Origin of the sequence: Streptomyces mutomycini (assembly GCF_001700505.1) — a bacterium.
Taxonomy (GTDB): Bacteria; Actinomycetota; Actinomycetes; order Streptomycetales; family Streptomycetaceae; genus Streptomyces; species Streptomyces mutomycini.
In genome coordinates this window covers 1-613 of sequence record NZ_MAPV01000384.1, presented here as the reverse complement: position 1 = coordinate 613, position 613 = coordinate 1, and the positions used below count along the sequence as shown (strand labels likewise).

The following is a 613-nucleotide window of genomic DNA, read 5'->3' as shown; positions in this document are numbered from 1 at the left end:
GGGCGCGAAGGCGCACGGGAAAGACCCCCGAAGGTGTGGCGGTTCTCGCTTTCCGGCGACGCGTGCGGGCGGCGCGTGCAGTGCGCACGCGCCGCCCGCTCCACGCGGGGTCAGCGCTTGTCGGGCTGGCGCTTCCACGGGCCGGTGATGGCCAGCAGGATGCCGGGGCTCTGGATGCTGGCGAACAGGGTCTTTCCGTCCGGCGAGAAGGTGACGCCGGTCATCTCGCTGTAGGAGGGGTCGTCCTCCGTCCCGCCGTTCAGGTCGTTGCGAGCGATCGGGTAGGTGCGGCCGCTGTCCGTGGCGCCGAAGAGGTGCTGGACGCCTTCGCCGTCCTCGGAGATGACGATGCCGCCGTAGGGGGACACGGTGATGTTGTCCGGACCGTCGTAGGCGCCGTCCTTGGCGGGGTCGGCGTTGACGCCGAGGAGCACCTTCAGGGTCAGCGTGCGGCGCTTGGGGTCGTAGAACCAGACCTGGCCGTCGTGCGCGACCGGGCTCTCGCCGCGCGCGAACGAGGAGACGATGTAGGCGCCGCCGTCGCCCCACCACATCCCTTCGAGCTTGCGGGCCCGGGTGACCTGCCCCTCGGTGAACTGCTTGCGGACGGAGA

The 613-nt window shown here is 70.8% G+C and carries 1 protein-coding gene; it reads right to left on the bottom strand.

All coding sequences use genetic code 11. The features are described from left to right. Positions 1–110: 110 nt before the first annotated feature. A partial coding sequence (locus BFF76_RS30590; protein ID WP_141695725.1) for an alkaline phosphatase PhoX occupies positions 111–613 on the bottom strand: 503 nt, incomplete at its 5' end.